Origin of the sequence: Fructilactobacillus hinvesii (assembly GCF_024029435.1) — a bacterium.
GTDB lineage: Bacteria > Bacillota > Bacilli > Lactobacillales > Lactobacillaceae > Fructilactobacillus > Fructilactobacillus hinvesii.
Genome location: NZ_CP097118.1, coordinates 551,336 through 569,874, shown reverse-complemented (window position 1 = coordinate 569,874; position 18,539 = coordinate 551,336). Strand labels below are relative to the sequence as shown.

Here is an 18,539-nt window from a genome sequence, read left to right as displayed (position 1 = left end):
CCCCTAGTATTACTAGCTAGAGGGTCTTTTTCAATAATTAGTCCAATTAATCAGTTAAATCTTCTTTGACGTCTTCGACTTTGTCTTTAACGATTCCTTTTCCGTTTTCGACATCACCGGCCAATTTTTCTTTAGGATCATCCGTCAAGGATCCTTTCACTTGTTTGGCCTTGCCTTCAGCTTGGTCCGTCAAGTTATCAAACTTGGCAGCGGCCTTGGTGCTAAAGTCATCAAATTCATCTGACAATTCTGCTAAGGCATCCGTGTCTTTTAAAACCACGTAACCTAAGGCCACGTTGGCAGCTAAACTAAGTCCTAAAAGTAAGTTTTTCATGGTTAAATCCTCCTTGTTGATTGTGGTTTAAATGTAGCACATTTTTAGCGTTTCGACCACTCTAAACCACTAATTTTACTTGGCATTAATTTCTCGTTGTTGCACGTCTAATACTTCCTGGTATGTCTTTGTAATCCAGTCCACGTATTCCTGGTTCTTAGGAATGGTTTCCGTTACCCGTACCACTGGAATTTGCTGGGAATTTGCCAACTCTACCATTTGGCTTACGATTCGACTATCCGTCTGGGTATTATTTACAAAAAAGGCAATTCGGCGCTTTGTAAGATCCTGCTTCATCTCCTTAATGCTGGCTGGAGACGGATCAACTTCTTTTTGCGTCGCATTTTCAAAGCTCCGATTATTCACCTGATATCCCATGGCTTGCAGGGCATAATCAAAAACTGGTTCACTAACGTCAACTTTCCGATTCAGTTGGTGCTCTTTCAGGTTCTTTTGGCTGATCTGAGCGAGTTGGTCAACCTTTTCTAAGCGCTGCAGGTAGGCCTGCCCATTTTTTTGAAATTCCTGGCGGTGCTGTGGTTGTAACTTACTAGCTTCGGCTACGACTCGATTAACCACTTTCGGTGCTGTTTGCGGGTCATACCACAGATGTTCGTTATCCCCATCTTGCTTGTTCATTAACTTGCCTACGTTCAGCTTTACCGCCGAGTCACTGGCATTTTGTTCCAATTTATTCATCCAGTCATCGTATCCGATTCCGTTTTGAATGATCAGATTGGCAACGCTAATGCGGTCTGCATCCTGGGTACTAGGATTAAAGTCGTGGGGATCCACTCCACTGTTTACCAGAGAAGTTACCTGTCCATGCTTGCCGACCACGGCCTTGGCCATCTGCCCGTAAATGTTAGTGGAGGCTACCACCTTAATTTGCTTGGGGTGTGCTGGTTGACTTTGCTGCTTTCCTAGTGAACAAGCCGTTAAGCTCACCGCGCACAACAGTGTTATGAAAATAAGGGCATAGCGCCGTAATTTTGCCATTTTCCCGTTTTCCTCCTATAATAAAACCATTCATTTAATTAGATTTAGTTACTGTTTTAATTTCTTTTAATAATATAACACTGTTATCTAAATTATCGCAACCATTTCGATAGGAGACTTATAGATGGCTACTTCTCATTCCAAACAAACCACCCATGACCTACTCTTGCAAGCCGGATTAACGTCGTTTTTAGACCATGGCTACGAACAAACCACCCTGCGCGAGATCTGCCGGACCGCCCATCGAACCACCGGAGCCTTTTACCAACACTTTGCTTCAAAGGCTGCCCTACTAGATGAGTTGCTTGATCCATTGTTACACCAGCTCACCACCGCTTACGACCAGCAGCTTGCCGCCGGCTTAGCCCGTCTAACGTCAACCAATGCGGCTGCTTTTTGGCAAGAAACCGTGCTAAATCTCGATCAAATTATTAGCACCCTTTACGCTAACGAGCAGCTCAAACGACTATTGCTGTTTCGGACCGATGGCTCCCGCTACGACCAACTAGCCGAATTAGCAACCCAGTACTTCACCACGCAAATCATTCATGTCATTAGCGTGATGCAGGAACGGGGCATCATCAAAATCACCTTTCAGTTCAACTACCAAGAGTTGCATTTTCACGTTTTTGCTTTCTACGCCACCGTCTGTGACATTCTCAAACACGATTATCCCCAACCAGAAACCCTGGTCTTGAGCCATAATTTAGAGCGCTTTTTTACCCCCAGTTGGTTAAAATGGCTGGGCCTTCCCGTCCAGAATTAATAAGACGAATCTTTTGAAGTCCACCGTGGAAAAGATGCTATAATGAGGTCGAACCAGCAAAGGAGGAATTTAATCATGAAGATGATTGCTTACGGAATTCGTGACGATGAAGCACCTTATTTAAAGGATTGGGAAGCAAAGCACCCAGACGTTGAGGTCAAGAGTGAAGCCAAACTGCTTGATGAAACAACGGTTAAAGAAGCTGAAGGCTTTGATGGTGCCGTTGTTTACCAACAAAAGCCTTACACGAAGGCTGTGTTGGATCAATTAGGTCAATACGGCATTCACGCCCTCTCCTTACGAAACGTCGGAGTCGACAACGTTGATGCCGATGCCGCAAAGGAAAATGACATTCACGTTACTAACGTTCCTGCTTATTCTCCATCTGCAATTGCTGAACTAGCCGTTACCGAAATGATGCGGCTCCTCAGAAATACGAAAAAATTTGAAGATAAAATGCGCCACGGTGACTTAACGTGGGCTCCAGACATTGCCGAAGAAATGAACCAACAAACCGTTGGAGTTTATGCTACCGGTCGGATTGGTCGCGAAGTAGTTAAAATCGTCAAAGGCTTTGGTGCCAAGGTGATCGCCTACGATCCATATCCTAACCCAGAGCTACAAAAAGAAGGAATTTACGTTGATTCCCCCGAGGAACTGTACGCAAACTCTGACATTTTGACGCTTCATGCTCCCGCCTTAAAAGAAAACGACCACATGATTAACGACGATGCCATCGCGCACATGAAGCCCGGAATTCGGATTATCAATGCCGCACGGGGAACTTTGATTGACACCGACGCTTTGATTCGGGGCTTAGACAGCGGCAAGATTGCCGGTGCAGCCCTTGACGTTTACGAAGACGAAGTCGGAATCTTTAACACAAACTTTGGTAGTTTTGACAAGATTCCAGACGCCCGGCTCAAAGATTTAATGCAACGTGACAACGTTTTAATTACGCCCCACATTGCCTTTTACACTAAGGTCGCCGTTAAAAACATGGTTCAATTCGCCATGGATGCTAACCTCGATTTATTAACAACTGGCAAATCTGATAAAGAAGTAAACTTATAATTTTTGTCACACCATAAACGGTTTCTGCTCCCATTTTTTCGGGCAACAGGAACCGTTTTTATTTTTTCTTAACATTTTCGTAGACAAATCAGAAAAAATCTTTTATAACTAACCTTGACTCTTTTAATCTCACGTCACTACGGAGGAAATTATGAATCAATTATCCTTAGTTATTATTTTACTGGCGGCATTATTGATTCCCTTGCTGCTCAGTCGTTTCAAAATTTCAGCCCTCCCGACTTCGGTTGTTGAAATCCTGGTCGGAATTGTGCTCGGTCCTAGTTTATTAAACTGGATCAGTCCCCATGATGGGATTTTATCGTCCCTTTCGAGCATCGGGGTCATCATCCTGCTGTTCTTAAGTGGAATTGAAATTGACTTCGATCTTTTTCGACCCAAAAACAAAAATCCCAGTCAACTCGAAAAAAAAGCGCGCCAACAAGTTTCTAAGTACACTCCCGTTCGCCTCGCAATTTACGGGTATCTAACGATTGTGGTCCTTTCCTTTGCCCTTGGCTACCTGACCAAGGTAACCGGCATGTTTAGCGACGTTTGGTTAGCTTCGATTCTCTTCATGACCATTTCTTTAGGAATCGTGTTAGCTGCCTTAAAGGAACGCAGTGCGCTCAGCACCCCCTTTGGGCAAACCATTTTGCTCATCTCCGCTTTAGGAGAAATCGTACCGGTGTTTGGGCTTACGATTTACGCCTCCATCTTTGGCTCTGAATCAAAATCGCTGTGGCTCATTTTGATTCTCTTTGCAGTTGCCGCGTTACTATTACTCCGCTTCCACAACTTCTTTGACTACTTCGATAAGATCAACAAATCCACCACTCAGGTCGACATCCGCCTAGCTTTCTTCATCATTGCTCTCCTCTCGGTCGTTGCCGTGACGGTCGGATCAGAAGCCGTGCTAGGAGCCTTCGTTGGTGGAATGGTTTACAAGCTGTTAAAACCATCCGAATCAACCAAAGACAAGTTAGATTCAATTGGTTACGGGTTCTTTATCCCCATCTTCTTCATCATGAGTGGGGTCGGCCTTGACCTAAAAAAAATTCTGGCAGATCCAAAGTCCTTGTTGTTAATCCCGCTGATTTTATTAGGCTACCTCATTGCCAAAGTAGGACTCTATCCCATTTTCCGCCTACGCTTTAATCGGCAAAATTCCATTGCTGGGATGGCACTACCAATGACCACCCTAACCATGGTCTTAGCCATCTTGAGCGTGGCAAACAACATGAAGGTCTTAACCAGTCAACAATCTGGAGCCTTTCTCTTAGCAGCAATCATCACCTGTTTAATTGGACCACTGGCGTTCAACCACTTCTTTAACCCGAAAGCTGACATTTATCACAAACTAAAGGTTAATATTTTTGGGGTTAACATGGCCACCATTCCCGTGGCCCAACAGTTGGAAAAAAGCTGGTATGACGTGAATGTTTACACCGATAAAGAAAAGAACTTCCAAACCTTTAACAGCGAAGCAAACGTTCATTTGTTGCCTAGTCTAGACGTTCAACAACTGATTGACCAAGAATACTTTGATTGTGATCTGGCGGTCTTTGCCTACTTTGATTCAGAAACCAACTACAAATTAGCCAAAGCAGCCAAGCATTACGGAGTAAAACGGGTGATTGCTCGGTTTGAAGACCGCAACATTCTCAACAAACACGAAAAGGAACTCACTAGCCTTGGCGTCGAAGTTTACAATACCTTCGCCATTAACGTTGCCATGCTGCGCGAAATGATTGAAGTGCCATCCACCTTCAACATGATTAAATCAAACAGCATCGAGCTCCACGAAGTGACCCTCCAAAACAGTCAATTTGCTGGGACCCGCATCAAAGACCTACCGTTTGGAACTGGAATCACCGTCAACCGCATCTTCCGCGACAAACAGATCATTCAACCCACCGGAGATACCATTCTGCGCCTGGGCGACAAGATTATCTTCTCAACTGATACGGATGATAGTGCTAAGGTGCGTGAGGAAATGGCCAGACTTAACTAGTTAAAATAAAAACTCGTTCAGAAAGTTATATTTCTGAACGAGTTTTTTTAATGATCTGCTTTTAAGGCTTGCAGTTGATGGGTCAAGTCCTTCGTTTGCGGATAAACCTCGTGATACAGTGCGTAAATTTGATTGTACCGTTCGACGTTAGTCGGAATTGGTTGGTAAACTTGATCTACGTGGACAAATTGATCGGCACAACTTTGGTAATCAGGATACCAACCTAAACCAACGGCAGCAATCATGGTAGCCCCTAAACCGGGGCCCTGCTCGTTTTCCAATTTTTGCACCGGAACGTTAAAAATATCAGCCTGCATCTGCAACCACAGTGGGCTCTTCGCACCCCCGCCAATTGCCACCACGCGCTTGAAATGTGCGCCGGCCTGCCGGTAAATCTCCAGTAGATCCCGAAAACTAAAGGTTACCCCTTCAATCACGGACCGGGTAAAATCGCCCCGCGTTTGGGTCGCATCCACTCCGATGAAACTGCCCCGTACCTCGGCATCCGCGTACGGTGTCCGTTCGCCAACGATGTACGGCGTAAAGAGGAGTCCGTGGGCTCCAATTTCTGAAGCAGCCGCTCCGTTAAGCATCTGCTCAAAGGTAAGATCCGCACAAAACGTCTTTTTATACCAACTCAAGGAATAACCGGCCGCCAACGTCACTCCCATCGAGTAGTAGGCATCGTTCACCACGTGGTCTTCCATTTGCACCTGTCCCTGGTAGGCATCCGTGGGGTGATCTTCATACTTTAAAATCACGCCTGACGTCCCGATGCTAGATAACACCACTTCCGGACGTAAAATTCCTGCTCCTAAAGCTCCACAGGCATTATCGGCTCCACCTCCAAAGACCTTCGTGTCCTGACTTAATCCCGAAAACTCTGCGTATTCTGCCGTAACGGTCCCGACTAAATCGTCTGAATGGACTAACGGTGGTAAGATCCGGTCCGAAATTTCAAACCGGTCACAGATTTCCTGACTCCACTGGTTCGTGTGAATGTCTAACAGCGTGGTTCCGGTTGCATCCGAAAAATCGATTCCCAACTTTCCGGTCATCCGGTAGCGAACGTAATCTTTGGGCGTCAAGAAAACAGCGGTTTTGTCCCAGAGTTCTGGTTCGTGTTTTTTAACCCACAGTAACTTGGGCAAGGTAAATCCCTCAAGCGGCCGGTTCCCGGTAATCCGGACGAATTCGTCTCCCATCGTTTGTTCGATTTCTTCACGTTCTGCGGTTGTTCGGGTATCATTCCACAAGATTGCTGGTCGTAACACGTGATAATCTTGGTCTAATAGGACTAGCCCGTGCATTTGCCCGGAATAACTAATCCCGGTAATTTGAGCTGGATCAATGTGATCATCCAAAATTAACCGCACAATTGCTACCGTGGTTGACATGACCCAGTCATTGGGATTCTGTTCACTATACCCCGATTGGGGTTGGCTCAGCGGGTAATCAAATGCTTCTTGGGCAATAATGTTTCCCGCTCGATCCACCGCTGAAACCTTGACGGCACTGGTTCCCAGGTCTACTCCTAACACACATTCTGTCATAACGTTGTCCTCCTCATTTACTTTTCTCTATTATAAATGATTTAAGCGCTTCCAAAGCAAAAAAGACCACCGAGATGGTGGCCTTTTTTGCTTATTCTGCTGCTTTAGAAGCAATTTCAACTTCGATTTGATAGTCAGCGTTTTTTTCCATTACTCCACGCCGACCTAACATTTTAAATTTTCCGCCGGTTAGGTACGCAGCGGCCAGAAAAATTTGAACGTGGTTAGCATCAACCTGATCAATTCGTTGTAATCCTACCTGGGTTACCGTCCCGACTGGTTGCGCATGTGCTTCGTTTACACCGGCGTACACTACGTGTTGTCCGTTTTCAAAGCGCATCGCAAAGTAGGGGAGCAGGGTTCCCTTCCCAATCGCATTCACTTGGGGTTCGTGTTGTAATCGTTGCTTTAATTCCCGATCACTTTGCCCATCGTAGTCAGCCTTAACCAAGCCCTGTTGGATTAGTTGGGCAGCTAATTGATTAACAAACTGCTGCTCGGTGGCATTCATTGTGAGCTTTCCAGGCATAGTTTTGCGGTTATCATAAATTCCGTTAGCCGGAATATTACGGACCTTCGTTCCCCCTTGTGCCTGTGGTTGGGGTTTAATGTGCAAGACCTTGTAAATCCACGGAGTGATGTCGATTTTGGAAGTTCGATTCGTAAAGTAGTAAATCGTATTGAGATAGAGGAAGTAGGCTAATACCACGGTTACCAATAGTAAAATCAAGCCCCGCGCCCAAAAACCGTTGGCTAAAAAGCGGTAGGTAATGTAGACCATGTAAAGCTCGCCTAGAAACGACAAGATATCGTAAATCCGGCCCTTGGTTTTGGCTTCAATGTTGATGTAACCAAGCCACGAGTTAATCGCGTCTAAAAAACTAAACATCCTTAGTTACCCCCTTCCTGAGTCTGGTTATTCCCGGTTGAGGTTGAACTGGTTGGGGTTTGGCTGGAACTGCCATTCCCAGAGTTCCCCGAACTTTGTTTTGATTCGGAGTTAGTAGTCTCTGAGTTGTTATTCTCACTCTTTTGGGTATTACTGCCGTTATTAGTTTGATTCTCACCCTGATTTTGTTTGGTCGTGCCATCAGTTGTTTGGTCGTTGGTCTTAGTATCGTTGTTTTTGGTGTTATCTTGTTCGTTATTATTCTGTTTTTGATCAGAATTATTCTCGTTATTCTTCGTGGGGTTATCGTTCTTATCAGTCGTATCCGTCTTGTTTTGATCAGTTTTATTTGGATTATTTTGCTGGTCATTAGAATTCGAATTACCCTGATTGTTAGTCGTGGTTTTTTGGGTGGTCACCTTGGCCCCTTCTTGGGTATGGGTCACCTTGTTGGTAACCACGTTAGTTGCGCCCAGCGCCAAACAAATGGCAAAGATCGCAAACGGAGTTACAAATGGTGGAATTCGGTTCATAGATTTCAACTCCTTTTCCTTTAGTATGGCAAAGCAACCTTAAAAATTAATTAATCGTTGCTTAACTTTTCAATAATTTGCTGTAATTGCGCTGTCGTTTGGTTCCAGTCCTGATTCGGCAGGTAAATCCCCACGTCTTTTAATTCCGCGGGAAGTTCCAAATCACGCTGAGTTTCAGCACTATGTAACCGTTGCTGCACAGCTGCTGGTGAATCACCCCGCTGTAGCATCCGGCGGTGCAGTTCTTGTGTTTCTGGAACCGCAAGGTAAATAATCACTGCCTGATTACCCAGTCGTTTTCGGTAGGTCAACGCTCCTTCGGTGTCTAGCACAATCGAAGCCACCTGGTGGTGTGCCCAAGCGCGTTCTAAGCCTTCTTTTGAGGATCCATACTGGTGGCCAGCGTAATGAACCGCTTCTAATAAATCCAGTTTGGCAAAGCTCTCCGGCGTTTCAAAGTAGTAGTGCACCCCTGGTTGCTCGTGCGCCCGGGGAGCACGCGTCGTGTGGGTAATAATCTTAGGAATGCCATCTTCCGTTGCCAGGTAGTTCTGTACGGTTGTCTTGCCCGCGCCGGCTGGCCCCGTTAGTACGATGATGTAATGCTCTGGTTGTGTTTTTCCTGTCATCATAATTCCCCCGGTTATTAATTTTATTTTTTAAGCCCCCACTTTAACATAATTGGCGACAAAATGGTGGTTAAAATGATTACAAAAATAATTTCAGAGTACAGGTTGTTAGAAAGAAGATGGCTACTAATTCCAACCTGCGCCACAATCAACGCCATTTCCCCTCGTGATACCATTCCGGCTCCAATTACATTACTATCGTTCCAGGTAAAGCCAAAGAGTCGGGCCCCCAGGCCGCAACCAACCCACTTGGTCAGGATTGCCACCACGGTCAACAAGAGCACAATCAAAAGCCCGCGCCAGCTAGTAACCAGTTTTAGCTCCAATCCTACGGATACGAAAAAAATGGGAATCAGTAACGCATACCCAATGATGTTGGTACTGTGTTCGATCTGGTCACGAGCTGGAGTAAAGCCGACTGCAATTCCAGCAAAGAACGCTCCTAACACAGAGCTCAGGTGACAAACTTCTGCTAGTTCAGCCAAAGAAAAGCAAAGCACAATCCCAATGATGGCTAAGGCGATGTCATCATGAAAGTACATTCCGATTTTAATGATCTCTGGGACCACCCACTTCACCATCACAAATAAGAAGAGCAGATAGACAACTTGTAAGCCAATCACGAGGGCAATGTTGCCACCCCCAGTAAAGAAGCTGGTAAATAAGCTCAATAAAACAATCGAAATGATGTCGTCGACCACCGCGGCTCCCAAAATTACGGCTCCGGCCACCGACTGCAGTTTCCCGTATTCTTGGAGCACCGCTACACTAATCGACACGGATGTCGCAGAAAAAATCACTCCCCAAAAGAGGGCTTCCACCATTCCTTGTCTCAACAACAGCCCTACCCCAAAAAAGACCAACATTGGTAAAACAACCCCACACACGGCAATTCCCGTGGCAGACTTTAGGTACTTTTTCACCTGCTTGAAGTCACATTCAAGCCCAGCCAAAAACATCAATAAAATAATGCCCAGGTCGGCACTGACCGATAAAATTTCGTTGGGTTTAACCCAGTTCAACAGGGCAGGCCCAATCACAATTCCGGCCACAATTTGTCCCACGACGCTGGGCAAGCCGATGCGACTCGCTCCGTAACCAAACAGCAACGCCGCAATTAATACCATCCAAATGCTTCCTAAATATTCCATTCTAACCTCAACTTTACGTAAATTTTGCTTCTAATTACTATCTTACACACTTTCCCTTCGTTTGGGTACTCCGAGAAACTGCTCAATTATGAATCCACTTTTCAATCGTGGTATCATACAGTTAAACTAAAAAAGTAGGTGGAAAAGATGAAAACAGGAACCACAATTATTACCCTCGAAAACGGTTACCATTTATGGACTAACACCCAGGGAACCGGTGACATTCATTTGCTCGCTTTACACGGTGGCCCAGGTGGAACCCACGAATACTGGGAAGACACGGCCAAGCAACTCGAAAAGCAAGGACTGAACGTGCAGGTCCACATGTATGATCAACTCGGTTCATGGTACTCAGATACTCCTGATTGGGACGACCCGGCCGTAGCTAACAACATTGAAACCTACGATTACTACGTCGATGAAGTTGAAGAAGTGCGCCAAAAACTGGGTCTCGACAACTTCTATCTGATTGGTCAATCTTGGGGGGGAGCGTTAGTCCAAATGTACGCTGCTAAGTACGGACAACACCTTAAGGGAGCCATCATATCATCCATGGTGGACCGCATTAGTGACTACACTGATCACCTCGCCCAAATTCGCAAGGAGGCCCTCACTCCCGATGAGTTAGCTTACATGCAACAGTGTGAAGCAGACAACAACTACGACAACGATCGTTACCAAGCTCTAGTGACCCGTTTGAACCAACAATACGTGGATAGAAAGCAACCAGCTGCCATCGCACACTTAGTAGACACGATGAGCGTTCCTCTTTACAATGCCTTTCAGGGTGATAATGAATTCGTAATTACCGGAAAATTGAAGGACTGGAACTTTACCGACCACTTAAAAGACATCCAAGTGCCAACCTTAGTGACCTTTGGTGAACACGAAACGATGCCACTGGAAACGGGAAAACGGATGGCGCAAATGATTCCCAACGCGCGGTTTGCCTCCACGCCGAACGGTGGTCACCACCACATGATTGACAATGCCCCCGTTTACTACGATCATTTAGCTAGCTTTATTAAGGACGTCGAAAACAATCAATTCTAACTAAATTCACACTAAAAAGCCTAGCAGGACCAACCTGCTAGGCTTTTTACTATGCAATCTAAATCGCACGATGAATCACTTATTCGGCTTCAAAATTCGTGATGGTTGCTAACAACTCCGCCTTGGTGGCTTCATAAGCAAAGGAGTGGCGAACCGCCGTTTGGTTGCACAACCGAAGTTGCTCCTTGGTCAACCCATTATGATGGGATAATTGAAAGTATTCTTCCGTCAGGGTCGTATCGGAAACGGTCCGATTATCGGTATTAATGCATAACGCCTGCCCCTGTGAAAGCCACCGTTGTAAGGGATAGTCCTCGATCCGGTCTAATGCTCCGGTTTGACAGTTACTAGTGGGACACCCTTCGATGCAAATGTGCCGGTCTTTAAGCAATTGTTCTGCAGTAGCATCACCATTAGCAGCAATGCCGTGCCCAATCCGTTGACTGCCAGCTTGAATCGCCTCTACCACGTTATGAGCACAACCACACTCCCCCGCGTGCAGGGTTAGTTGAACGTTTAAATCGGCCGTGGCTTCCTGTAATGCCGCTTCGTATTCGGGCACGTAGCCATCCACTTCTGGACCCGCTAGATCAATTCCTGCTACCTGATCTTTGACCTCCGTTAGTTCCTGAAAGTCCTGCTTAACTTCGTCACTTGTTTCCGTCCGCATCCCACAGACAATTAAGTTTCCTTTGATTCCATAGGTTCGATAGGCCTCATCCATTCCGGCAGCTACCGCCTGAACCGTTTCTGGAATTGTTAGTTGCCCCTGGGTGGATAAAACCGGGGCAAAGCGGATTTCTTGGTACACCACTCCGTCCTGGTGGGCTTGTTCCATCACGTCGTAAGCTGCCCGTTGTAAGGCTGGCACCGTTTGTAAAAAAGGTAGCACAAAGTCAAAGGTTTGCAAATATTCCTCTAAGTTCTCACACTTTTTGGGAGCCACCATTTTTCGGGTCAACTCCATCAGGTTTGCTTCTACGTCCATTCCCTGGCTCCGCGCAATTTGCCGTAGGGTGTGAGGCCGGATGGAACCATCCAAATGACAATGAAGTTCGGCTTTGGGGAATCTTTGAATCTCAGCTCGAGTTAACATTTTATTCCTCCTCAGTTCAGAATTTGTTTAAATTGGTATTATGTTACCGGATTCTCTTTCCAATTGCAACTGACCCAAGCCAAAAGTTGCCAAAAAAAAGCGAACCATTTTGCGGTTCGCTTTTTGATTTATTCGGTTTAATTCAAGCTGAGTTTTTCTACGTCAATCGTCTTATCTGCCAATCCTTCGGCAAAACTCGTTTCGTGACTCACTACGATTGCATTACCGGGAAACTCTCGAATCGCTTTTTTTAGTGATTCCTTCGTTTCATCATCAAGGTGATTGGAGGGTTCGTCCAGAATCAAGAAGTTGCTTGGTTCAAATTCCAATAAGGCTAATTTTACTTTCACCTGTTCACCCCCAGACAGGGTGCCAATCGGTTTAAAGGCATTGGCAGCATCCAAACCAGCTTGGGCTAACTTGGTCCGAATTTCATTTTGGGTTAACTTCGGGTAGCGATTTTGAATAATCTGCATCGGCTGTTCGTTTGGATCATCCCACACCAGGTCCTGGCTAAAGTAACTCACTTTGGCCGAAGGAGAAAAATTAGCTTCCCCACCTAGGGACGGAATAATTCCCAAAATACTTTTAATCAGCGTCGACTTTCCGACTCCATTAAATCCCTGTAACACAACCTTTTGGTCTGTATCAACGGAGAAAGTTACGGGTGCTAGCAACGGGTGTTCATACCCAACTGAGAGCTGATTAACCACCAGGGCATTCTGTGAGCCAGTTTCTGAATAAGGAAAGGCAAATTCCGCTTTAATGTTACTCTTAGGTGGTTCAATGACTTCCATTCTGTCCAACATTTTTTCCCGTGACTTGGCCATGGTTGAGCGGCTTCCGGCCTTATTTTTTTGAATGAACTTTTTGGCCTTTTCAATTTCAACCTGCTGTTTTTCGTATTCGCGTTGCTGGGTCTTTTCCTTTTCAGCTCGTTGACGCATCGCGGACTTAAAATCACCCCGGTATTTGGTAATTTTGCCAAAGGCGAGGTTAATAATGCAGTTGGTGACTGGTTCCAAAAAGTCATAGTCGTGTGAAATAATCAGAGCGGCTCCGTCAAAGGAATTCAGGTAATCCTCAAGCCACTTAATGTGGGCCGTATCCAAGTAGTTGGTCGGTTCATCCAACAGTAACACGTCGGGATGCTCTAAAATCAACTTGGCTAGAATAATCTTAGACCGTTGTCCCCCACTCATTTCAGCGATTTCGTGATCACGTCCAATTTCATCGAGACCTAATCCACTAATGACCTGTTCAATCTTGGTCTCCACGTCGTAAAAGCCCCGCGCATCTAATTGACCAGAGAGCCGGGTCGCCTTTTCCATTAGTTGATCGTCCATCGTTTCGGCGTACTTCGTGTACATCGCAATCATCCGATCGTTCATTTCATACAAATCAGCAAATGCCGTGTGCAAAAAGTCAATCAACGTCATGCCCTTGGGAATATCAACGTACTGATCCAAATACCCAATTTTAGTGCCCTTTTGCCACTGCACGGAGCCGGTCACCGGGAGTTCCTTGCCGGTCAAAATCTTAATCAAAGTGGATTTTCCCACTCCATTTTGGCCGACCACTCCCATGTGCTCTCCCTTATTTAACTGAAAGTTGGCATTCGAATACAGTTGTTTATCCGCAAAACTCATGCTCAAATTGGATACTTCTAAAAGTGCCATTAATCTCCCCCGTATTCCGTGTTTTAATCCATAACTACTACAATATCATTTGGCTCGATTTGGAGTCAATCAATATTAATGTTATACTGGTACGTATCATTTTGAAAGGAGTTGAAATGTTTGCGCATAAAAGACGTCGATCAAGTAGTCATCACGGTTGATGACCTAGAAGCTACCCGTGGTTTTTACCACGAAGTTTTAGATCTGCCGATTCTTGCCGAAACGGAACAAAAGCTCTTGTTCCAGCTTGGCAAGCAGACGTTGGTGTGTCAGTTACCAACTGCTGAGGGCGCCCAACCCGCTCAGCCAACCGTTGGTGCAGCGACCATTAGTCTCCTCGCTAAGGATTCTTTAGCAACGATTGAAGCGCACCTTGCCAACTACTTTATTAAAATCGTTGCTGGTCCCCTTGATCGGCAACTGACTACTAATCAGGCTCATTCCCTGTTGATCAATGATCCAGCGGGAAACCTAATTGAAATTAAAGAAGCTCAATCAAATTAGAAACTCGTTTTTTAGATTTAAGAAAGGATTTTATTTAGACCTTATGGAGAAAAATACGACTAAAGTCAAAAAGACCAAGATGTCTTTATTTAGCGTCGTCATGTTGGCACTAAGTTCGATCATCGGATCAGGCTGGCTCTTTGGATCCTGGGAAGCGGCCAAAATTTCTGGACCGGCAGCCATCATCTCGTGGATCATCGGAGCCATCGTGATTGGTTCCATTGCTTACGTCTACATCGAATTAGGAACCATGTTCCCAGAAAGTGGAGGGATGAGTAAATATGCCGGTTATACCCACGGACCGTTACTAGGATTCATCGCTTCGTGGGCCAACTGGGTTTCTCTGGTTACTCTGTTACCAATTGAAGCCGTAGCTGCCGTTCAATACATGAGTTCCTGGCCCTGGAGCTGGGCTAGTTGGACCCACGGTTTTGTTGCTAACGGAACGGTAACAACCGTTGGTTTAATCGCTGTCTTCGTGTTTATCTTGATCTTTACGTTATTAAACTACTGGTCTGTGAACCTCTTGACGCGGTTTACCAGCTTAACTTCGATTTTCAAGCTGGTCGTCCCCACGGTTACCATAATCATGTTGCTAATTTCTGGGTTCCACGTTGGTAACTTTACGAACCCGCACTTTGGTGGTTTCTTACCATACGGAACGGCTCCCATTTTTGCCGCTACCACGGTTTCTGGAATCATCTTCTCTTACAATGCCTTTCAAACGGTAATTAACGTTGGAGATGAAATTACAAACCCGAAGAAAAACATCTGGCGGGGAATCGTAATTGCCCTCTTAATCAGTATCGTGATTTACGTGATGTTGCAGTTTACCTTTATTGGGGCCATTAAACCTTCCATGTTGGCTCAAGTTGGTTGGCACGGAATTAACTTTGAATCCCCATTTGCTGACTTAGCAATTATGTTAAACATCCACTGGTTAGTCATTCTACTGTACTTGGATGCCTTCGTTTCTCCATTTGGAACCGGAGTTTCCTTCGTAGCTTCTACCAGCCGGACGTTGGCTGCTATGACCCAAACCGGTCACTTACCCAAGATCTTAGGAAAAATGGACAAAAAGTGGGGAACTCCACGGATTGCCATGGTTGCCAACTGGATTATCAGTTGTATCCTGGTTTCCATCTTCAAAAACTGGGCGATCTTGGCCAGTGTGATCTCGACCTCTACGCTGATTGCTTACCTGACTGGTCCAGTAACTCTGGTTGCCCTACGAAAACACGCTCCCGAGTTCAAACGGCCCGTTCGGATTAACATTGCCAACATCGTGGCTCCAATTGCCTTCGTGTTGGCTAGTTTAGCCATCTACTGGGCAATGTGGCCGACCACGGTGGAAGTAATTATCGTAATTGCCCTTGGGCTACCGTTCTACTTCTTCTACGAAGGCCGGATGAACTGGAAGGATTCCAAAAAGAAATTTAACGGAAGCCTCTGGATGCTCGTTTACCTCGTCTTTATGTCGTTCTTCTCATACATTGGATCAACGCCATTCCACGGGCAAAACTGGGTGCACTACCCATTTGACTTTGTGATCATCATTATCGCTTCGCTCCTCTTCTACTTCTGGGGCGTTAACAGTTACCAAAACACCGATGAGATGGCACACGCCAAGTTAGTTAACGATAAAGTAAAACCAAACTAAATCTAGTATAATAATGGCATGGGAATTCAATTTCCATGCCATTATTTAAGTTCACTTGAAATGGATGGAGGAACGCTTTATGCAAAAACCAGATCCAAACTCAAGATACCAACGTTACAATTTTGGAAAATCGAAACAGCCGGCCACGCGGACGGAACCGCGAATCTGGCCCTGGATTTTACTCCTCGTTGTCGTAGTCTTAGCCCTCGCCTTTGGGCTCCGCTACGCCATCAGTAAAACCACCCAATCAAAAACAACGAACACGACGAAACCACGAACTACCAAGGTGGCCCAACCAAACAAACAAACGACTAAGAAAACAACCCACCAAAGTTCAACTAGCCAATCCCAGTCCCCCACTGAGGACCAGTCTGCTTCGAGCTCAACTGGACAAACTGATAGTGACCAGTCAGCTACTCCTCAACAGAGTAGCTCCACCACGAATGCGACAAGTAGCAATGCTAGTAAGGAGACAGCCACTAACAGTCCATCACAGTCTGCTACCACCAACCAAAGTAAGAACGTCACTACAACCGACGAGCAAGCAACCAGTGATTTCAGTCAGCCCCGAACGTTTAGTTCCGTGGAAGACGCTAAAAACTGGGCACGGGCCACTCAATCCCAGTGGCTAGCCGCTGGTTACACCAACTACACGATTTCGCAGAATGGGCAAAATTTCTACGTGCTCGTCTTTACAAAATAAGCCTGTCAATTGCTGTGCTTCTTTTTCATTTTGCTTGATTTAAGTTATAATGAACCCAAGGGAGGCGTTGTCAAATGAAAATTAACGTACCATTACAAGCCTGTTTTTTACCGGATCAGTACACAAAACACGCTGCTACTACCGCAAAAGTGGATAATAAGTATCCGGTGGTCTCTTTTCCAATTGAATTTAAAGACGTTCCAGAACAAGCTCAATCACTGGCCCTCACCTTGATTGATCCTGATTCGATTCCAGTCTGTGGGTTTGCCTACATCCACTGGGTCGCTGCCAATTTAGACCCCCGGTTAACCAAGTTGCCTGAAAATGCCAGTCAGTCTGGTGTAGTATCCATGACCTTTGGTAATAACAGCTTGGCCGGTGGCCTCTTACACGTTACAGATGAACGTTTAAACCGCCACTACGTCGGTCCAACGCCTCCAGACCAACCCCACGATTATCAGTTAACCGTGACGGCCCTAGACCAAAAACTAGATTTACCAGATGGATTTTGGCTGAATCAATTAGAACAACAAATGACCGGTCACGTCCTTGCCCAAGCAACGGCCGTCTTACCAGTCCACAATTAGGGGGGAAGCATTATGTACAACGAATACAAAAACATTTTAGTTCCAGTCGATGGCTCCCAACAAGCCGAAGCCGCACTTATAAAAGCTGCGGAAGTCGCCATTCGTAACGACGCTCGTTTAGACGTTTTAAACGTCTTAAACACGACGAGCTTTGGCTTTTCATACGGAGTCGTTGATGGTGATGCCATTACCGACATGGTGAACGACGAAATTGACTACCTAAAGGATTTGATCCAACGGGTTAAGAAACAAACCGGGATTAAAAACATTCACATGCACTTGCGGTTCGGTAGCCCCCGCAACGTCATTACTTACGATTTTCCGCACGACTACGCCGTTGATTTGATTATCATGGGAGCGACCGGTAAGAATGCCGTTTCGCGCTTGTTAGAAGGATCAGTAGCCAGCTTCGTTAACACCCATGCTAGTTGTGACGTGGCCATCATTCGGACTGGATTAGATAACAAACCCAACCCGAAGAAATAATTGTAAACCAGCTGTAATTTGCTTACTGGAAATTTTCAGTAAGCTTTTTTTCTGAAATCAAGCAGGAGAGGAGGAGCTCATGGAACTTTCGGAACGGTTAAAAACGATTCGGCAACAGCGACACTTGACCCAGGCTACCGTTGCAGAACAACTTAACGTTTCACGCAAGACGGTCTCAAGTTGGGAAACCGGCCGGAGCACTGCCAATCTAGATGATTTACGCTCCCTAGCGACCCTCTACGACGTTTCGTTGGCCACCCTCCTAGGAGAGGAAACTCCATCCACAGCTACAACGCCATCCCCCTATCGTTCTCGCCTGATTCGCTACAAACGGTGGGGCTACTTTAGTAAGTATGCTTACTTCTGTAACGTTTTGTTGACGATGATTGCCCTCATCCTGTTGGTACTTCCGTTTCACCTCCAACACCTCCTGCTGGTTCCGCTACTCGCTTTGACTCTGGTGGTAATTATTTTGTGTGAGCAACGCTGGCAAACAATTACCACCAACCGGCCGTTGGTGTGGAAACTAATGTTAGTAACCCCGTTGCTCTTCCTCATTCTATTTGGAACCGGCTACTTATTAAACGGTTACGTCTACCATTCTTTAGCATTTATGCACCAATCAGCCAACTGGATCGGCTTATTATTGTTAGCAGTAACCACCACGTCCGGAGCGTTAATGACCATCATCTTTCCGCTCAAACGCCTTACGGTCAAACAGCATCCTTCCGTGTAACCCTTGCGTGCCAAGGGATGTAACCGTTAATTAGACATGTGTAACGGAGGTTTGACTGGTAAAATAAATTAAATTACGTACAATTAATACTAGAGT

Annotated in this window: 19 protein-coding genes; 10 read left to right on the top strand and 9 right to left on the bottom strand. The window is 45.7% G+C overall.

Features of this window, described 5'->3' with window-relative positions; genetic code table 11:
- Positions 1-46: 46 nt before the first annotated feature.
- Positions 47-334, bottom strand: a complete 288-nt coding sequence (locus M3M39_RS02695) for a CsbD family protein (protein ID WP_252797691.1) — start codon at positions 332-334, stop codon at positions 47-49.
- A 75-nt stretch (positions 335-409) separates the two neighbouring features.
- A complete protein-coding gene (locus M3M39_RS02690; RefSeq protein WP_252797690.1) occupies positions 410-1,333 on the bottom strand; it encodes a metal ABC transporter solute-binding protein, Zn/Mn family in 924 nt (307 codons plus the stop codon).
- 124 nt (positions 1,334-1,457) lie between these two features.
- Between M3M39_RS02690 and M3M39_RS02685 the strand changes: the two genes are divergently transcribed.
- The 3 genes from M3M39_RS02685 (at position 1,458) to M3M39_RS02675 (ending at position 5,184) form a co-directional block, all read left to right on the top strand.
- Positions 1,458-2,099, top strand: coding sequence for a TetR/AcrR family transcriptional regulator (locus M3M39_RS02685; RefSeq protein WP_252797689.1), 642 nt, complete (start codon positions 1,458-1,460; stop codon positions 2,097-2,099).
- Between the two features lie 75 nt (positions 2,100-2,174).
- A complete protein-coding gene (locus tag M3M39_RS02680; protein ID WP_252797688.1) occupies positions 2,175-3,173 on the top strand; it encodes a D-2-hydroxyacid dehydrogenase in 999 nt (332 codons plus the stop codon).
- A 151-nt stretch (positions 3,174-3,324) separates the two neighbouring features.
- Complete coding sequence (locus M3M39_RS02675) at positions 3,325-5,184, top strand: cation:proton antiporter family protein (protein ID WP_252797687.1); 1,860 nt, start codon at positions 3,325-3,327, stop codon at positions 5,182-5,184.
- A 47-nt stretch (positions 5,185-5,231) separates the two neighbouring features.
- Here M3M39_RS02675 and xylB read toward each other — a convergent pair whose 3' ends face one another.
- The 5 genes from xylB to M3M39_RS02650 all read right to left on the bottom strand — a co-directional run bounded on the left by xylB (position 5,232) and on the right by M3M39_RS02650 (position 9,939).
- The gene (gene xylB / locus M3M39_RS02670; RefSeq protein ID WP_252797686.1) at positions 5,232-6,737 is read right to left on the bottom strand and encodes a xylulokinase; all 1,506 of its coding nucleotides are present in this window, start codon (positions 6,735-6,737) and stop codon (positions 5,232-5,234) included.
- 91 nt (positions 6,738-6,828) lie between these two features.
- Positions 6,829-7,626 carry a DUF6681 family protein gene (locus M3M39_RS02665; RefSeq protein WP_252797685.1) on the bottom strand — a complete coding sequence of 266 codons (798 nt, stop codon included), beginning with the start codon at positions 7,624-7,626 and terminating at the stop codon, positions 6,829-6,831.
- Positions 7,627-7,628: 2 nt separating this feature from the next.
- The gene (locus M3M39_RS02660; RefSeq protein WP_252797684.1) at positions 7,629-8,159 is read right to left on the bottom strand and encodes a hypothetical protein; all 531 of its coding nucleotides are present in this window, start codon (positions 8,157-8,159) and stop codon (positions 7,629-7,631) included.
- Between the two features lie 50 nt (positions 8,160-8,209).
- Entirely contained in the window at positions 8,210-8,788 is a 579-nt protein-coding gene (locus M3M39_RS02655) for a guanylate kinase (RefSeq protein WP_252797683.1), read from the bottom strand.
- A gap of 23 nt (positions 8,789-8,811) precedes the next feature.
- The gene (locus tag M3M39_RS02650) at positions 8,812-9,939 is read right to left on the bottom strand and encodes a cation:proton antiporter (RefSeq protein WP_252797682.1); all 1,128 of its coding nucleotides are present in this window, start codon (positions 9,937-9,939) and stop codon (positions 8,812-8,814) included.
- Between the two features lie 147 nt (positions 9,940-10,086).
- On the opposite strand from M3M39_RS02650, the gene M3M39_RS02645 reads away from it, so the two are divergent.
- Positions 10,087-10,992 (top strand): proline iminopeptidase-family hydrolase, encoded by a 906-nt coding sequence (locus M3M39_RS02645; protein ID WP_252797681.1) that lies wholly within the window; start codon positions 10,087-10,089, stop codon positions 10,990-10,992.
- Positions 10,993-11,071: 79 nt separating this feature from the next.
- Here the strand turns inward: M3M39_RS02645 and add are convergent, their stop codons facing one another.
- Both add and M3M39_RS02635 read right to left on the bottom strand, forming a co-directional pair.
- Positions 11,072-12,088 carry an adenosine deaminase gene (add, locus tag M3M39_RS02640; RefSeq protein ID WP_252797680.1) on the bottom strand — a complete coding sequence of 339 codons (1,017 nt, stop codon included), beginning with the start codon at positions 12,086-12,088 and terminating at the stop codon, positions 11,072-11,074.
- A gap of 137 nt (positions 12,089-12,225) precedes the next feature.
- Positions 12,226-13,767: an ABC-F family ATP-binding cassette domain-containing protein gene (locus M3M39_RS02635; RefSeq protein ID WP_252797679.1), complete on the bottom strand. Its 1,542-nt coding sequence runs from the start codon at positions 13,765-13,767 to the stop codon at positions 12,226-12,228.
- Between the two features lie 120 nt (positions 13,768-13,887).
- Here M3M39_RS02635 and M3M39_RS02630 point away from each other — a divergent pair, with 120 nt between their 5' ends.
- The 6 genes from M3M39_RS02630 (at position 13,888) to M3M39_RS02605 (ending at position 18,443) form a co-directional block, all read left to right on the top strand.
- Positions 13,888-14,271, top strand: a complete 384-nt coding sequence (locus M3M39_RS02630; RefSeq protein WP_252797678.1) for a VOC family protein — start codon at positions 13,888-13,890, stop codon at positions 14,269-14,271.
- Positions 14,272-14,314: 43 nt separating this feature from the next.
- Positions 14,315-15,931: an APC family permease gene (locus M3M39_RS02625; RefSeq protein ID WP_252797677.1), complete on the top strand. Its 1,617-nt coding sequence runs from the start codon at positions 14,315-14,317 to the stop codon at positions 15,929-15,931.
- A gap of 79 nt (positions 15,932-16,010) precedes the next feature.
- Positions 16,011-16,634 carry a hypothetical protein gene (locus M3M39_RS02620; RefSeq protein ID WP_252797676.1) on the top strand — a complete coding sequence of 208 codons (624 nt, stop codon included), beginning with the start codon at positions 16,011-16,013 and terminating at the stop codon, positions 16,632-16,634.
- Positions 16,635-16,708: 74 nt separating this feature from the next.
- Entirely contained in the window at positions 16,709-17,221 is a 513-nt protein-coding gene (locus M3M39_RS02615) for a YbhB/YbcL family Raf kinase inhibitor-like protein (protein WP_252797675.1), read from the top strand.
- A 12-nt stretch (positions 17,222-17,233) separates the two neighbouring features.
- Positions 17,234-17,707 (top strand): universal stress protein, encoded by a 474-nt coding sequence (locus tag M3M39_RS02610; RefSeq protein WP_252797674.1) that lies wholly within the window; start codon positions 17,234-17,236, stop codon positions 17,705-17,707.
- Between the two features lie 79 nt (positions 17,708-17,786).
- Positions 17,787-18,443 carry a helix-turn-helix domain-containing protein gene (locus M3M39_RS02605; protein ID WP_252797673.1) on the top strand — a complete coding sequence of 219 codons (657 nt, stop codon included), beginning with the start codon at positions 17,787-17,789 and terminating at the stop codon, positions 18,441-18,443.
- Positions 18,444-18,539 lie beyond the last annotated feature (96 nt).

What these genes read in the sequence shown, in the direction of transcription:
- M3M39_RS02690 (WP_252797690.1), bottom strand. Translation starts at nt 1,333, where the DNA reads ATGGCAAAATTACGGCGCTATGCCCTTATTTTCATAACACTGTTGTGC.
- M3M39_RS02610 (WP_252797674.1), top strand. Translation starts at nt 17,234, where the DNA reads ATGTACAACGAATACAAAAACATTTTAGTTCCAGTCGATGGCTCCCAA.
- M3M39_RS02650 (WP_252797682.1), bottom strand. Translation starts at nt 9,939, where the DNA reads ATGGAATATTTAGGAAGCATTTGGATGGTATTAATTGCGGCGTTGCTG.
- M3M39_RS02685 (WP_252797689.1), top strand. Translation starts at nt 1,458, where the DNA reads ATGGCTACTTCTCATTCCAAACAAACCACCCATGACCTACTCTTGCAA.
- M3M39_RS02655 (WP_252797683.1), bottom strand. Translation starts at nt 8,788, where the DNA reads ATGACAGGAAAAACACAACCAGAGCATTACATCATCGTACTAACGGGG.
- M3M39_RS02660 (WP_252797684.1), bottom strand. Translation starts at nt 8,159, where the DNA reads ATGAACCGAATTCCACCATTTGTAACTCCGTTTGCGATCTTTGCCATT.
- M3M39_RS02695 (WP_252797691.1), bottom strand. Translation starts at nt 334, where the DNA reads ATGAAAAACTTACTTTTAGGACTTAGTTTAGCTGCCAACGTGGCCTTA.
- M3M39_RS02605 (WP_252797673.1), top strand. Translation starts at nt 17,787, where the DNA reads ATGGAACTTTCGGAACGGTTAAAAACGATTCGGCAACAGCGACACTTG.
- M3M39_RS02645 (WP_252797681.1), top strand. Translation starts at nt 10,087, where the DNA reads ATGAAAACAGGAACCACAATTATTACCCTCGAAAACGGTTACCATTTA.
- xylB (WP_252797686.1), bottom strand. Translation starts at nt 6,737, where the DNA reads ATGACAGAATGTGTGTTAGGAGTAGACCTGGGAACCAGTGCCGTCAAG.
- M3M39_RS02625 (WP_252797677.1), top strand. Translation starts at nt 14,315, where the DNA reads ATGGAGAAAAATACGACTAAAGTCAAAAAGACCAAGATGTCTTTATTT.
- M3M39_RS02620 (WP_252797676.1), top strand. Translation starts at nt 16,011, where the DNA reads ATGCAAAAACCAGATCCAAACTCAAGATACCAACGTTACAATTTTGGA.
- M3M39_RS02665 (WP_252797685.1), bottom strand. Translation starts at nt 7,626, where the DNA reads ATGTTTAGTTTTTTAGACGCGATTAACTCGTGGCTTGGTTACATCAAC.
- M3M39_RS02675 (WP_252797687.1), top strand. Translation starts at nt 3,325, where the DNA reads ATGAATCAATTATCCTTAGTTATTATTTTACTGGCGGCATTATTGATT.
- add (WP_252797680.1), bottom strand. Translation starts at nt 12,088, where the DNA reads ATGTTAACTCGAGCTGAGATTCAAAGATTCCCCAAAGCCGAACTTCAT.
- M3M39_RS02680 (WP_252797688.1), top strand. Translation starts at nt 2,175, where the DNA reads ATGAAGATGATTGCTTACGGAATTCGTGACGATGAAGCACCTTATTTA.
- M3M39_RS02635 (WP_252797679.1), bottom strand. Translation starts at nt 13,767, where the DNA reads ATGGCACTTTTAGAAGTATCCAATTTGAGCATGAGTTTTGCGGATAAA.
- M3M39_RS02615 (WP_252797675.1), top strand. Translation starts at nt 16,709, where the DNA reads ATGAAAATTAACGTACCATTACAAGCCTGTTTTTTACCGGATCAGTAC.